Below are 13,570 nucleotides of genomic sequence, written 5' to 3' on the forward strand. Positions count from 1 at the left end.
ATCCAACTCTTACTATCAGATCTTTTTGGGTTAATCCCTGGTTTTCAAAGGCTGCTCTAACCTGCTGAAGTCCTGTTACCGATGCTCTGAATGACCTTGCCATGCACCCACCGAAACTTTTATACAAGTCCTACTTAAGTTTTACATAAGCCCGATCGTTGTCAGACCACAGTTTAGAATTTTTCATGGATAGTAGAAAAGTAAAGTTCAGCACATTTAGAACAAGCAAAGTTCAACAAGAGTAACCGCTGCCATTGAAAAGTCTTCAACCCAAACTTTAATCAGGAGCTGACTTTGTCCGATTACGACTCCTAACCCACATCTCACTCTGGGCCTATCCCAGACAAAATGAATGGGCGATCGTGCCATCCAGTCACAAGCAATGCAACGTAATTATTGGACTGAAATCCTGAGTTATTGATAGATAACTCAACCTCCAAGTAGCTCAGTGTAATTAAGTAGAAGACAGCTTCGGGGTGGAGGGGGCGATCTCCTTCTCCCTGCAGAGCTCCCCATCCCCTCCCTGTTTGGATATAGCGTTGCTATGCCCCAATCCAGATAACTCAGTCTCAATCCATTTCGTAATCCCCATCCGTGATTTCCTGAAGCATGAATCGGCATGGAAGCGCAGTGGGGCCATCGCTTCTTTTCTACTGCAGTGACCAATTAGCCTCAACGGAGCAACTAATCATGATACGTCTTGTCCTCTGGGTAGGTCTCCTATCCAGAACCCTGGTGCCTGCCAGCTTTGATTTGACAAATTTTGACTCCAATTATGCCCTTCAGACTTACAGGTTGCAGATCGATCGAATACTGGTAAGCAGGCAGCAGTATAGCTGGATGCAAGCAGGTCCGATCGTTCCCCCTGCCGGAAAAAGTTTAAAGAAAGCGGGTCCGATCGTTCCTCCCGCTTAAATTGGGTACAGGGGTCTTCCATGCTGCTGAGCAGTATGGCAAGGCAGCCTCCTCCCTATGGATCAGAAGCACAATCCTCCTATGGGGAAGACTTCAGGTGGGCATGGGCTTCCGATTGCCACAGATCCAACTCGGGAAAGCGATAGGCCATGGAAAGATTGTCTCCAAGCTCACGACAATTTTTCCATGATGCGATCGCGGCCTGATAATTGCCTTGAGCAGTATGAACTTTTGCCAGTAAGCAATGGGCGTCGGGCCGGTTACCGTCTAACTCAATCGCCTTGAGCAGATATTTTCCTGCTTCCAGGTAATTCCCTTTGTATAGATATGCCCAACCAAGATTCTTGTGCAGCGCTGATCTCACAGCACGGTCTCCCAGGTGCGCTAAGCGAGGCAAAATTTGTTCTAAGCGAGGCAGAATCAGGTCAATAGCTTGATCTTCCTCACCCTGAAGAATGTGTAACCGGGCCAGATTGTTGATCGCTGCATATACGGCATGTTCTTCATCCTCCGGGACATTGGTCTGGCTGGCCACAATTGTGTAATGCTGGCGGGCCTCTTCTTTATGACCCAGCTTTTCGTAGGCTGACCCTAAGTTGAAATGGGCACTGGGCAGTTCCGGATTAAACTGAACCGCAAACTCCAAATAGAATGTTGCACTGCGAATGTCTCCATTCATATAGATCTGATGTCCCAGTTCATTCAGGACGTTCGCAAATTCTTTTTTCTGTTTTTGCGGAGAAGAATTTGCCAGCAATTGCTGTAACACAGTAGCAAGATCCTCCTTAGGTTGCTTCAGCACAAGCTGAATGAAACTGGCTTCGAAGAGACCTTTATTTTCTGAATTGACTGATCTTGGCAGCAAATCAGGCTGAGATTGACTTTCATTTAAGAGTTCTGGTTTATGCTGGGCCACCAGGGTCACGATCTCAGTTCGTCTCGATCGTCGTTCTCCCGTACCGTCACCCCCCAGTTCAAAATCCTGGCCAATTCGTTCGATGTACTTCCTGACCGTAGACTCTCCTATCCCTAAAGCCTGAGCAATTTCTGCATCAGTTTCTCCTTTAAGCATCCGGAGCAACACATCCCTGCGCCGGGGGGGCAGATTCTTAAAAGCTTGCTCAAATTCTGGGCATTTCATGTTCAGTCCTGAGGTTGACTTTCGATGGCTGATAATGTGCTATAGGTGTCTCTGACCTGATTGAGGGGTCCACAGGCCATGCTCCTACAGGCCCAAGCAACTGTTGAGGAAAATTACCTCTATGATTTTGGCTGATGTTTTCTGATTTTTACACAGATGTGACTTTCCTGATTGTTCTTTACTGGATTAAGTAGGACTGTCAGGGATATACTTTTCACCATGCATCCACACTCATCCGCTCTGACCCTCAGAATTCCAAGCTCCAAGATCAAAACCCGAACGATCGTCCTTTGAAAAATCCCCTCCTGGAAGAAATGGCCCGCAGGGTCAGGACTGGATTACCAGCATTTCATTTCCGCCTTTCTGGAGTTCATAAGCCACCTTGACCGTGGTGACGCTGTAACCCCTCTCCTCCAAAGCCCGCAGCACAAATTCCAAATGGGGCGATCGTTGCATCATCAGCGTCACCAGTGGGAAGATGCGAACTTCTCGACTCACCCGCAACATTGCCTGCACGGAATCGAGGTGAAATGCTGCGTCATAGTGATCTGAATACAAGAACAGAAAATGGGAGCATAGGGCCAGGTCAAAGCTCTGGTCAGGGAAGGGGAGTTCTGGTAAGGCAGCAACCTGATACCGACCAGCCTGTTGGCCCCGATCGTAGTCTGCGATAAAGGTCTGGATAGTTTGTATCCGGCTCTGGCGCAATGCCTCTGGGGAAGCATGATAACTCCAGACCCAATCCTCTGGGCTGGCTTTCACCTGGGCGATGATGTCATCGACAACTGCATGGAATTGCTGCAGGATTTCTGGCCCCTGAAATTGATAGATGGGGTCGATCGACGTGACATGGCCCCCCATAGTTGTGACTTCGGCATTAAAACTGGCAGGACCATCCCCAACTCCCAGAATGCGTTGCGTCAAATCGGTAGCCGAGAGATTGAACATTTTCTTGTATTCATCCAGCGATCGACCAAAAGGGACCACTTGCTCCAACTTCATCGCCATAAGCACTTCAGAGAAACTTAGATTCTATCTAAGGAATGAGAATTAAATAAAGTGTCAAACTCCTGATTGCCCTCACCCCCTTGCCCCCTCTCCCGGCGGGAGAGGGGGAGGGGTTGGGGGTTGGGGGTGAGGGCTGAAGAAATCCAGGTTATTTAATTCTCATTCCTAAGCAGACCTCCAACCTGTTGAAAAAGTCGGAGGTCTGGGCAATCAGAGGTCCGACTTCTTCAACCCTCGACATTTTTTCGGGGAACAGGGAACATTGACCAGAATAACTCGTCATCATCTTCGTGACTCAACTCTAGCCGAGTCATCAACAGGGAACACACGACTGGCCGACAGCAACCTTTTGGGAACTGTCGGTTTTTTCTGATCCGTTGTCAAAACTATCTAAGCAGGAAACATCAATCAGGATTAATCCCCATCTATATTTTCAGTTTGAGTTAACTAAATTCCGTGATAATCACGACAAATAAGACTATCGCTGAACAATTTGCAGCAATCTTACGGTAGGTTTTTGGGGGGTTCTTAACCTAACCTAGAAGTGCCGAAATTGTGGTGATTTGTAGCAATTAAGCTCGTTATAGACCTTTTTCCTGCCACATCGAACCGGATTGCCTTGTCGTAGCTTGCCTTTCGCATGTATAGTTCTACTTCAGTCAGGAACACCTATCGCACCGTAAACTCTACACTTGAGAGGTAGTTTACTGTTCCTGAACGATTAACCCGCCATCAGGTCTTTGCAGCCTAACCTGGTTTTCCACGCTTTCAGAGTAGATTCATCCTGTTCTCACGTAGAGAATTGCCATGCCTGCCTACGACGATTCTCCCCTGACCACTTCCACCATCCAAGACCCATTTTCGCTCTACTCTCAGCATATTGCGGGAGCAGCCATCTTTGATTTGAATGGCTTGCCCAAAGAATATTTTACAACCCTTGAAAATGGCAATATGGGTTGGGTCCAAACTATTTTTCAGGCTCTGGGCTTAAGACTGCTCCTGACCTCATCCTTGCAATTGGAGGGGTTCCACCATGCAGTAATTCATGGTGAGGGATACAATGCTTTGGTGGTGAAGCAGAATAGCTTTTACTTGGCTTTACTGGTCCAGCAAACCTACCCTTCAATCATCACCGACTCTTTCATTGAGTGGCTACAGGGGTTTGAGCCTGATCTCCTGAAAAGTCATCCCCGCTTCCGGAGTATTTAGGCTGGAATTACACTTCATCCCTGGGTTCACCGGTCAAACCGGGTGAGGATTCGTACAGGGCATCCAGTTGTTCACGGGCGTCTTCAACGGTCATCGATCGCATCACCAACAGCGGCTCGTTGATCACGTTGCCCGTATCATCCAAAAATTCAGGGTGGGGAACAGAGCGAGTTTTAACATGACGGGGACGAAAGCCATCGTTGGAATTATCGCGCTGCGACTCCAGACCGAGGGTGACAAGACTGCGAATTAAATTTGCGATCGCCAGCAAGGCAATGACCGTGAAAGCCAGAATATAAATTAGATGTAACATACATGGTCCCCTTACATTTTTCTATTCGGGAGGGTCTTCTGAACGAAATCGGATGGCTACTTGCCAGCATTCAGTCACCAGTTGATGCCAGGGGATTAAGACTCCAGTCTCTACCCCCACCTGACCTTCTGTTGCCTGCATCAGCATCTGAATAGTATGAACTTCCTGCTGGGCCTGCTTAACCCGGGATAGTAAGTCGCGTTGCTTTTCAGAACCGAGAAACTGAATCTCATGGGCTTCCAGAAGCTTTTGAGATCGCTCGAACCAATACTGGAAATCCTCCAATAGCGGGACGAGAACTGCCTTGAGTAGATCTGACTCCGAAGAATGAAAATTAAGCATCTATATAAGTAGGATCATTAACATACTAATAATCTTAGCGTCATTTACTTTTTGTAATATTTCGTTAAGTAAGTTTTTGTCATTGATCATGAGTCATTTGATGGGTTGGGTACCCGTAAACTTATCACCAATGACCAATGACCAATGACTAGCCCGCAATCGCTACAATTGGAAGTCAGAATCTGTACTCTAAGTCATCCATGTCAGCTCCAGAATCATCTCCAGAAAAAATTTATCTGCCCCGGACCAGTGAATCTGAAACCCTGAAGAAGATTCGCCATACAACGTCCCATGTGATGGCGATGGCAGTGCAGAAGCTCTTTCCGAAGGCCCAGGTGACAATCGGTCCCTGGATTGAATCGGGCTTCTATTATGATTTCGACAGTCCCGAACCGTTTGCTGAAAAGGATCTGAAGGCGATCAAAAAGGAGATGACCAAGATCATCAACCGCAAGCTGCCGGTGATCCGGGAAGAGGTGACGCGGGAAGAGGCCGAGCGCCGGATTAAGGCGATCAATGAGCCCTACAAACTGGAAATCCTGGCAGGTTTGCAGGAGCCGATCACGATCTACCATCTGGGGGACCAGTGGTGGGATCTGTGCGCTGGTCCCCATGTGGAAAATACGGCAGCGTTGAATCCGGATGCGATCGAACTGGAGAGCGTGGCCGGGGCTTATTGGCGGGGCGATGAAAATCGGGCTCAGCTCCAGCGCATCTATGGCACGGCCTGGGAAACCCCGGAGCAACTGGCGGAGTACAAGCGTCGGCGGGAGGAAGCCCTGCGCCGGGACCACCGAAAATTGGGCAAGGAGTTGGGGCTGTTCGTCTTCTCAGATCAGGTGGGGCCGGGGCTGCCGATGTGGACCCCCAAGGGCACGGTGTTGCGCTCCACCCTGGAGGAATTTTTGAAGAAGGAACAGGTCGATCGGGGCTATCTGCCAGTTGTGACGCCCCATATTGGGCGCGTGGACCTGTTCAAGGCATCTGGTCACTGGCAGAAGTACAAAGATGACCTCTTCCCCATGATGGGCAAAAACGAGGATGAGGGCTTTGTGCTGAAGGCGATGAACTGCCCCTTCCATGTGCAGATTTACAAGTCGTCCCTGCGCTCCTATCGGGAGTTGCCCCTGCGACTGGCCGAGTTTGGCACGGTGTATCGCTATGAGCAGTCGGGGGAGCTGGGGGGGCTGACGCGGGTGCGAGGCTTTACCCAGGATGATGCCCACCTGTTCGTCACCCCGGAGCAACTGGATGAGGAGTTCCTGCGGGTGGTGGATCTGATTCAGTCCGTACTGCGTTCCCTGCGCTTGGACAAGTCTTTCAAGGCCCGTCTCAGCTTCCGCGATCCAGAATCGGACAAGTACATTGGCTCTGATGACGCCTGGGAGAAATCTCAGGGAGCGATTCAGCGAGCGGTGGAAACCCTGGGAATGAACTACTTCATGGGCATCGGTGAGGCCGCTTTCTACGGTCCCAAACTGGATTTCATTATCCAGGATGCCCTGGAACGGGAGTGGCAACTGGGTACGGTGCAGGTAGATTACAACCTGCCGGAGCGGTTTGACCTGGAATATGTGGCAGCAGACGGTACTCGCCAGCGTCCGGTGATGATTCACCGGGCTCCCTTCGGTTCTCTGGAGCGACTGATCGGCATCCTAATCGAGGAATATGCTGGGGACTTCCCCCTCTGGCTGGCTCCCGTACAGGTGCGTCTGTTGCCGGTGAGTGATGGGATGTTACCCTATGCCTATGAAGTGGCGGCCCAGATGCGGCTCTTGGGGATTCGGGCAGAGGTGGCGGACGGGAACGATCGCCTGGGCAAAATGATCCGTGAGGCCGAGAAGGAGAAGATTCCAGTAATGGCGATCGTGGGGGCAAAGGAAGTGGAATCCCAGTCCCTCAGTATCCGCACCCGTGCTTCTGGGGAGTTGGGGGCGCTTCCGGTACCGGAGGTGCTAGGGAAGTTGCAGCAGGCCCTGGCCGATCGAGAGGATTTTTGAGATATCCACCCTGGCGCTAACCCACTCTGGCCCCTGTGGGCCATTGGCGCAGCGTATGGGATCATGCCCATCTCTCAAGCCAGTTAACGGGTTAGACAAAGGCTGAGCGTTGACCCAGTTGACTAAGGAATGAGAATTAAATAACACCGATAAACTCCTGATTGCCCTCACCCCCCTGCCCCCTCTCCCGCTGGGAGAGGGGGAGGGGTTGGGGGTTGGGGGTGAGGGCTGAAAATTTCGGAGTTATTAAATCCACGATCCTAAGCTGCTCATTGCCCTCGCACTGCCGCCTCAATCTCTGTCAAGATTTTCACTTGCGCCGGGTTGGTTTCCTCCTCCAGCAGGGCGGCAAGGGCATGAGCACAAATGTGGGCTTGGATTTGGCCTTTTTTCTCGGCGTCTATTGGTGCCATCGGGTAAAGGAGTCATCCTCCAAGTGTAGTGATAGCTTTCAATAAAATGGGCTGTCCCTTTAGCTGGATTGTCTGGCTTCAATCACCTGCTGAATTTTCGGATCAACCGTCGATAAAAAGTCATAGCCAGTCAGTTGCTCCAGACGATCGACCGTCGTGTAATATGTCCGCCAGTTCCGATTGCGAATGCCTTCAATGTTCGGCATATCCACCGCCATCACCCTTGTATTGGGCGTAATCCCCCGCAGCCCCGTTCCTGGTTCATCCAGGACCACGACAATTTTCCAGAGTCTGGCCGGAACCACGACTCGATTTTTGCCGATCGTGCTCCGCCGTCCTGCTGTGCCACTCACGATATACAGTTCCTGACCCCGCAGGGCCAGATAACGGCAATATTCCTCCAACTCACGCCAGGGTCCCTGATTATTATCGGGAGTCTGGGGCACAATATTCGTCATCAGAAATGTGGCAGAGTTATCCTCCGGACTGGCCGTGCGATCGCCTGACGGAATCATGTGGCCCCGATCGTACTCCCCATCCCGATAGTCAACCGGGGTCACCTTCTCCCAACCACCCGGCAGATCTGGATCAGGCCGAAAATTGTTGCGTCGATCGGTACTCCCCAGCCAGGAGCGGTTCAGTTGCCAGCTCACCCAATTAGGAATCTTGCGCCGATCGCTGTAGGACAATGCGTACTGGGATCTGACGATCAGATAGTTGTTCCCATTACCCAGATCAGGGGTTGCCCCGCTGGGGTTCCCCAACAGCAGATGCACCGAGGTCGGCGTTTGCACCACCATCCCACATCCCACCAACATTAGGGGCGCGATTAATCGCGCCCCATGGATTAACCACGCCCTATAGGTCAATCTCACTCTATGGATCAATCGTCCCAGATCACGTCCGATCACGTTTCCACGATCCTCGTTGCAAGTCCTGCAATATCATTCGCGATCTGACCCAGGATGTAAACCTCGATCGTCACCCGCCCCACCCGATACACCCGCACATCCTGCAAGAACACCTGTAGCACCCGCAACAACGCCTGATAACGCCGGACCACCTCCTGCCCCTCCTCGTCATGCCAGTCTTGAGGCTGAGCTGCGATCGCAAAAAAAGTTTCCAGGGTTTCCATCGTCACAGGCAAGTCGGGGGCATGCCCCGTTAGCCGCAAGAGGGACTGAAGAGACAGATCAGCCAGCACCTGGTCCTGCCAGTGCAGAACCGTAAATGGATAATCTGTCTCACTCACATACCGCAAACCCTCAGAAGCTTTCTGGAGTTGCCGGATGACCTCAACTGGTTTCATTGAGCCCAGAGGATCAACCGCGTATCGTAAGGACTGGCGAGATACTCATGCTTGGGCAGCACCCGCAGGGAAAGCCCCTGGAGACCGCTGCTCAGATAAGTAATATTCGCGGTGTAGATACAGTGGCCCTGGGAGTCCTGCCCTTGGTAGTCCATCACCACCGAAATCCCATTCGCGATTTCGCCATCCGTATTGACAGTGCCCTGATAAAGCTCGACCTGGACATCATTGGGCGTCAACGTGCTCAAATTCAGGCAGGCTTTAACTGCAATGGTTTGATTCACCTGGATCTCCGCTGGAACAGCGGCTTCTACCGTCGCACTAGCATCCGCCCCAGAAACATCCACATCCTCAATCTTGATGTTGTACCAGTGCTCAAATAGTTTGGTGTGCCAGCGGGCCAACTCCTTCGCCGGAGCATAATTGTCGGCAATCATCGTGTGGTAGCGATCGCTGGCCGGGAAATAGCCTCGCATGGCATAATCCCGCACCATCCGAGCGGTGTTGAACAGAGGGCAGTTTAGACGAATCGCCTGCTTCATCTTGGCCACCCAGCCCCGGGGAATCCCCTCTCCGTCCCGTTGATAAAACAGGGGAACCACTTCCTGTTCCAGTAAATCGTAGAGTGCGTTGGCCTCCACCTCATCCTGGTAATCCGGGTCGCTATAATCCTCTCCATGGCCGATCGCCCAGCCCGTGCGCACATAATCCGCTTCATCCCACCAACCATCCAGCACACTCAGATTGGGTAACCCATTCATGGCTGCCTTCATACCGCTGGTGCCAGAGGCTTCCCGAGGACGCCGGGGAGTGTTCAACCAGACATCGCATCCAGCAACCATCAAACGGGATACGTAGATGTCATAGTCCGGGATGAAAACTACATGGCGACTCATGCCCTCTTCCCGAATGTAGTGGACAATTTGCCGGATCAGTTCTTTGCCGGGACTGTCCTTGGGGTGAGCCTTACCTGCAATCACAAACTGTACGGCTCGATCGCGGTTAAGCATGATCCGTTTAATCCGGTCCAGATCCCGGAGAAACAGGGTGGCTCGCTTGTAGGTGGCAAACCGTCGCGCAAATCCGATCGTCAGCACGGATGGGTCAAGGACATCCTGGGCATTGCCAATCTCCACTGGAGATGCTCCTCGTTCCCGCAGGCTCTTCTGCAAGCGATCGCGGACAAAGACCACCAGTTCCGAGCGACAGCGTTCGTGGTTGCGCCAGAGTTCCTCATTGGGAATGGACTCTACCCGTTCCCAGAGGGGATGATCGGTCGGGGCATCGGACCAGTTTGGTCCCAGATAGCGATCGTAGAGTTCTTGGGTAGACTTGGCGACACAACTGCGGGCATGGACCCCGTTGGTAATTGAGGTAATCGGCACCTCATCTACAGGCACATGGGGCCAGAGATTCTTAAACATTGACTGGGAGACGATCCCATGCAGCCGACTAACCCCATTCACAAAAGTAGCCAATTTGATCGCCAGGATCGCCATACTGAATGGGGAAGCGAGATCTCCCGAATTCTCCCGACCCAAGGCCAAAAACTGTTCTCGGGAGAGGCCAAAAATCTGGGCGTAGTAGCCCAGGGAGTGCATCACCTTGTCAGCGGGGAAGAGGTCGATTCCGGCAGGAACAGGAGTGTGGGTGGTGAAAATCTGGCTGGCTTTGGCGACCTGTCGGGCTTCTACAAAGGTCAGACCCTCGTCCTGAATCATCATGCGAATCCGTTCCAGGGCCAGGAAAGCGGAGTGTCCCTCGTTCATGTGATAAACCGTGGGAGTCAGGCCCAGGGCTTTCAGCATGCGTACGCCGCCAATTCCCAGCATCATTTCCTGGTCAATCCGCATATCAATATCCCCGCCATACAACTCATCGGTGATGTCGTGGTCGTAGGGGTTGTTGGGCTCTATATTCGTATCCAGTAGGTATAGGGGGACGGTCCCGACCTGGATCCGCCAGATGCGGGCATAGACTTTGCGACCGGGGTAATCTACTGCAATCCGCAGTTCAGAGCCATCTGGATTCCGTTCCAGGTGCAATGGCATATTATAAAAGTCATTGATCGGATAGCGCTCTTGCTGCCAGCCATCCGCATTCAGGTACTGGGCAAAATATCCTTCCTGATACAGCAGACCCACTCCCACCAGGGGTAACCCCAGGTCGCTGGCTGATTTCAAATGATCTCCGGCCAGCACCCCCAGGCCCCCAGAGTAAATGGGCAGGGAATCGGTCAGGCCAAACTCAGCCGAAAAATAGGCGTAGCAATTTTGTAGAGGCGGATTGCCTCCATCCTGGCTCCTGGCTTTTGCTTCTCGCTGTCGCCGATACCAGGTTCGCTCTTGAATGTAGTCGTCCAACTGCTGGGCTGCCCGCTCCATGTGGGCAATGAATCCTTCATCTTCTGCTGCTTCGCGCAGTCGATCCTGGCTGATGGTTCCCAGCATCAGGGCTGGATTGTGACGGCTGGATTCCCACAGATCCCGATCCAGACGGCGGAACAGATCTTTAGCATCGAAGTCCCAATCCCAATGGATGTTGTAAGCCAGTTTCCTGAGCGGTTCCAGCCGAGTCGGCAGGGAGGGGGAGACATTGAAGGTACGAATAGGCCGCATAAGTGATGGAGGCTCCAAGTCTGACTATGGTCATTCTCCCTCTGTTTTCTCAAAAGTCTGCTGCTTTTAACACTGTTATCAGTTATGGGTCGGGAGAGAGGTGTACTATTGCTGTTCGTACAGGGTGAGGAGAGACGATCCCTGGAGAGCGGTGTTTAAGGGAGCCGCGATCAATCGTGTCTTTACAGGGTTTCCAGGAGGGTGAGCAGTTCTCGCTCGAAGGCGACCTGGGCCCGGTTGGTTCGACCACCGACGTAGAGTTTGCCCTCTTCCTGGAGAGCCCAGATCTGGGAGTGGGAGGCGTAGCTCATCATGACTCCGAGCATTAGTAGTCCAAAGCCAGCGTAGACGATCGGGATCCCTGGATCGGCTTTAATCTGGAGGCCGGTACTGCCCACGACTTCCAGCACGGCCAGGGTCACACCGTTGACTTCGGTGGACATACCACTGCGCACGGTGGAAACTAGCTTGCCACTGGTGTCATAAATCAGCAACATACCCTGTAAATCCTTAGCTAGAAGGGACAAACCACTACTCAAATCGGGTTTGGTGGGAATCCAGGTCCCCCAGAGGCGGCCCTTACCTTCTGTCTCCAGGGGAGCCATGGGCAGGTTGAAGACAGGACTATTGTTCACCTTGGCTCGAATCGCCGCGATCGCCCAATCAGCCTGATAGAGGGTCACACCCCGGTAGCGCAGGGGTTCGTTCACATGAATCGTCTTGTGCTTCACTTCCCGGCCCTGGCGATCCAGAACTGAGAGATCGGAGTAGAATTGGTCGATCGTGCCGCTGGGGGTGTAGTCGATCCAGAAGCGGTTGACGCGCACGGACCAATCTTTGGGAATCTGAGCAGCAGCCAGGGGACCGGCATCCAGTACGTTCTTGATCTGGAAGGTGTCGCCACTGGGAACCATTTCCTGGGCAGAGAAACCGGTCATGGCTCCCCAAATGGATCCCAGCAAAATAATCAACATACTGATGTGAACGACGATCGGGCCAATTCGTCCCATCAGCCCCTTGCGGGCATAGAGTTTGTCTTCTGCTTGAAAGATGCGGTATCGTCGTTGCTGCAGCAAGGGTACCAGTGACTCCCAGGTTTTCGCTTCCAGTTCTGTACTCAGGGCCAGTTTCTCAAACTGGCGAGGCTGATCATAGAACTTCCACTGGCGGGCTGCTTTCAGCGCTGGAATCTGGCGGGTGAAACTGCAGGCCGTTAGGCTACTGCCAAACAGGATCAGGATGGCGAGAAACCACCACGTCCGGTAGACATGATCCAGACCCAGGGTCAGCAACACTTTCCAGGTGAGGAAGCCAAACAGGGCGGGATGTTCTGGGTAATTGGCCTGGTAAAACTCTGAGGATTGGCCCTGCTCAATCACCGTTCCGGCGATACTGAACAGGGCGATCGTCAGCAGCAGGACGATCGCCAGCCGCAGATCCGCTAGCAAGGGCAGTAATTCCCGCTGCAAGAAAGTGACAAGACCTGGGTTGGAGTTAGATACGTCGGGCGATGCAGATGTCATCGATTAGAACCCCCTTGCAGGCATGAATCGGAATAGGAGAGAAAATACACCAAAGCCTACCAGCAAGGCCCCACTGGCAGGGGTGATCCAGGTAGACCATTGGCGGAGTTCCAGTAATTTCTTGATGGAAGCTGTAAAGGTACCAGCCAGAATCAGGGGTGCAACATATCCAGCCGTGTAGGACAGAAGCAAAATCCCGCCCAGGATCGCATCTCCAGTGGTTGAAATCCAAGCTAGCAGGGTGGCCAGCACAGGGGTACTGCAGGGGGAGGCCACGAGGCCAAAGGTCAGCCCTAATAGGTAAGACCGAACCCCAGCCGGTAAATTCTGGGACACTTCAATGCCATTCAGAGAGGGCAGGGGAATCGGTAAGGCTTCCAGCAAATTCAAGCCCATCAGAATGGCTACCACACTGACCACGATCGGCAACCCGATCCCGACCTGACCATAAACTCGCCCCAGGACGGCGGCCCCAATGCCTAATCCGGCGAGGGTGGTGGCAAGACCCAGGGCAAACCAGGCAGATTGAATGGCGGCTCTCCATCGGGTCTGGGTTTGGTAGCCCCCAATATAGCCCACTGTAATTGGCAACATGGAGAGCATACAGGGCGTCAGGCTGGTCACCAACCCGGCAGCAAAAATAATACTGATACTGAGAACTGTAAGGTGACCTAATTGATTGGCAACCAGTTGATTGGCGAGTTGCTGCAACTCATACAGTCGAGTTTCAAGGCTTTCAAGCATGTTGTCCATCAACCGGGTAATGACTGCAGCCCGGG

Annotated in this window: 13 protein-coding genes; 3 read left to right on the forward strand and 10 right to left on the reverse strand. The window is 52.5% G+C overall.

The window, feature by feature from the left end; genetic code table 11:
• The first annotated feature begins 690 nt into the window (after positions 1 to 690).
• Positions 691 to 915 (forward strand): hypothetical protein, encoded by a 225-nt coding sequence (locus BST81_RS04295; protein WP_075597297.1) that lies wholly within the window; start codon positions 691 to 693, stop codon positions 913 to 915.
• 79 nt (positions 916 to 994) lie between these two features.
• Here BST81_RS04295 and BST81_RS04300 read toward each other — a convergent pair whose 3' ends face one another.
• Positions 995 to 2,056, reverse strand: coding sequence for a tetratricopeptide repeat protein (locus BST81_RS04300; RefSeq protein ID WP_075597298.1), 1,062 nt, complete (start codon positions 2,054 to 2,056; stop codon positions 995 to 997).
• Positions 2,057 to 2,383: 327 nt separating this feature from the next.
• Positions 2,384 to 3,064 (reverse strand): class I SAM-dependent methyltransferase, encoded by a 681-nt coding sequence (locus tag BST81_RS04305; RefSeq protein ID WP_075597299.1) that lies wholly within the window; start codon positions 3,062 to 3,064, stop codon positions 2,384 to 2,386.
• 807 nt (positions 3,065 to 3,871) lie between these two features.
• Between BST81_RS04305 and BST81_RS04310 the strand changes: the two genes are divergently transcribed.
• Positions 3,872 to 4,273, forward strand: coding sequence for a hypothetical protein (locus BST81_RS04310; protein ID WP_075597300.1), 402 nt, complete (start codon positions 3,872 to 3,874; stop codon positions 4,271 to 4,273).
• A 7-nt stretch (positions 4,274 to 4,280) separates the two neighbouring features.
• Here BST81_RS04310 and BST81_RS04315 read toward each other — a convergent pair whose 3' ends face one another.
• Together BST81_RS04315 and BST81_RS04320 are read right to left on the reverse strand one after the other, a co-directional pair.
• Positions 4,281 to 4,586 carry a DUF2973 domain-containing protein gene (locus BST81_RS04315; RefSeq protein WP_075597301.1) on the reverse strand — a complete coding sequence of 102 codons (306 nt, stop codon included), beginning with the start codon at positions 4,584 to 4,586 and terminating at the stop codon, positions 4,281 to 4,283.
• 21 nt (positions 4,587 to 4,607) lie between these two features.
• The gene (locus tag BST81_RS04320) at positions 4,608 to 4,928 is read right to left on the reverse strand and encodes a DUF2605 domain-containing protein (RefSeq protein ID WP_075597302.1); all 321 of its coding nucleotides are present in this window, start codon (positions 4,926 to 4,928) and stop codon (positions 4,608 to 4,610) included.
• 200 nt (positions 4,929 to 5,128) lie between these two features.
• On the opposite strand from BST81_RS04320, the gene thrS reads away from it, so the two are divergent.
• A complete protein-coding gene (gene thrS, locus BST81_RS04325) occupies positions 5,129 to 6,928 on the forward strand; it encodes a threonine--tRNA ligase (protein WP_075597303.1) in 1,800 nt (599 codons plus the stop codon).
• Between the two features lie 269 nt (positions 6,929 to 7,197).
• Here thrS and BST81_RS27930 read toward each other — a convergent pair whose 3' ends face one another.
• The 6 genes from BST81_RS27930 to BST81_RS04350 all read right to left on the reverse strand — a co-directional run bounded on the left by BST81_RS27930 (position 7,198) and on the right by BST81_RS04350 (position 13,535).
• Complete coding sequence (locus BST81_RS27930; RefSeq protein ID WP_171974661.1) at positions 7,198 to 7,341, reverse strand: hypothetical protein; 144 nt, start codon at positions 7,339 to 7,341, stop codon at positions 7,198 to 7,200.
• Between the two features lie 59 nt (positions 7,342 to 7,400).
• Positions 7,401 to 8,141, reverse strand: coding sequence for a DNA/RNA non-specific endonuclease (locus tag BST81_RS04330; RefSeq protein WP_216351200.1), 741 nt, complete (start codon positions 8,139 to 8,141; stop codon positions 7,401 to 7,403).
• Positions 8,142 to 8,248: 107 nt separating this feature from the next.
• Positions 8,249 to 8,650: a nuclease A inhibitor family protein gene (locus BST81_RS04335; RefSeq protein WP_075597305.1), complete on the reverse strand. Its 402-nt coding sequence runs from the start codon at positions 8,648 to 8,650 to the stop codon at positions 8,249 to 8,251.
• Positions 8,647 to 11,268, reverse strand: coding sequence for an alpha-glucan family phosphorylase (glgP, locus tag BST81_RS04340; RefSeq protein WP_075597306.1), 2,622 nt, complete (start codon positions 11,266 to 11,268; stop codon positions 8,647 to 8,649). Before glgP ends, BST81_RS04335 begins: the two co-directional genes overlap by 4 nt.
• A gap of 182 nt (positions 11,269 to 11,450) precedes the next feature.
• Complete coding sequence (locus tag BST81_RS04345; protein WP_075597307.1) at positions 11,451 to 12,791, reverse strand: cytochrome c biogenesis protein; 1,341 nt, start codon at positions 12,789 to 12,791, stop codon at positions 11,451 to 11,453.
• Positions 12,792 to 12,794: 3 nt separating this feature from the next.
• Positions 12,795 to 13,535 carry a cytochrome c biogenesis protein CcdA gene (locus BST81_RS04350; RefSeq protein WP_075597341.1) on the reverse strand — a complete coding sequence of 247 codons (741 nt, stop codon included), beginning with the start codon at positions 13,533 to 13,535 and terminating at the stop codon, positions 12,795 to 12,797.
• Between the last annotated feature and the right edge of the window lie 35 nt (positions 13,536 to 13,570).

It is taken from the genome of Leptolyngbya sp. 'hensonii', assembly GCF_001939115.1.
In the GTDB taxonomy this organism is placed as follows: domain Bacteria; phylum Cyanobacteriota; class Cyanobacteriia.

What these genes read in the sequence shown, in the direction of transcription:
- BST81_RS04295 (WP_075597297.1), top strand. Translation starts at nt 691, where the DNA reads ATGATACGTCTTGTCCTCTGGGTAGGTCTCCTATCCAGAACCCTGGTG.
- BST81_RS04300 (WP_075597298.1), bottom strand. Translation starts at nt 2,056, where the DNA reads ATGAAATGCCCAGAATTTGAGCAAGCTTTTAAGAATCTGCCCCCCCGG.
- BST81_RS04305 (WP_075597299.1), bottom strand. Translation starts at nt 3,064, where the DNA reads ATGGCGATGAAGTTGGAGCAAGTGGTCCCTTTTGGTCGATCGCTGGAT.
- BST81_RS04310 (WP_075597300.1), top strand. Translation starts at nt 3,872, where the DNA reads ATGCCTGCCTACGACGATTCTCCCCTGACCACTTCCACCATCCAAGAC.
- BST81_RS04315 (WP_075597301.1), bottom strand. Translation starts at nt 4,586, where the DNA reads ATGTTACATCTAATTTATATTCTGGCTTTCACGGTCATTGCCTTGCTG.
- BST81_RS04320 (WP_075597302.1), bottom strand. Translation starts at nt 4,928, where the DNA reads ATGCTTAATTTTCATTCTTCGGAGTCAGATCTACTCAAGGCAGTTCTC.
- thrS (WP_075597303.1), top strand. Translation starts at nt 5,129, where the DNA reads ATGTCAGCTCCAGAATCATCTCCAGAAAAAATTTATCTGCCCCGGACC.
- BST81_RS27930 (WP_171974661.1), bottom strand. Translation starts at nt 7,341, where the DNA reads ATGGCACCAATAGACGCCGAGAAAAAAGGCCAAATCCAAGCCCACATT.
- BST81_RS04330 (WP_216351200.1), bottom strand. Translation starts at nt 8,141, where the DNA reads ATGGTGGTGCAAACGCCGACCTCGGTGCATCTGCTGTTGGGGAACCCC.
- BST81_RS04335 (WP_075597305.1), bottom strand. Translation starts at nt 8,650, where the DNA reads ATGAAACCAGTTGAGGTCATCCGGCAACTCCAGAAAGCTTCTGAGGGT.
- glgP (WP_075597306.1), bottom strand. Translation starts at nt 11,268, where the DNA reads ATGCGGCCTATTCGTACCTTCAATGTCTCCCCCTCCCTGCCGACTCGG.
- BST81_RS04345 (WP_075597307.1), bottom strand. Translation starts at nt 12,791, where the DNA reads ATGACATCTGCATCGCCCGACGTATCTAACTCCAACCCAGGTCTTGTC.
- BST81_RS04350 (WP_075597341.1), bottom strand. Translation starts at nt 13,535, where the DNA reads ATGCTTGAAAGCCTTGAAACTCGACTGTATGAGTTGCAGCAACTCGCC.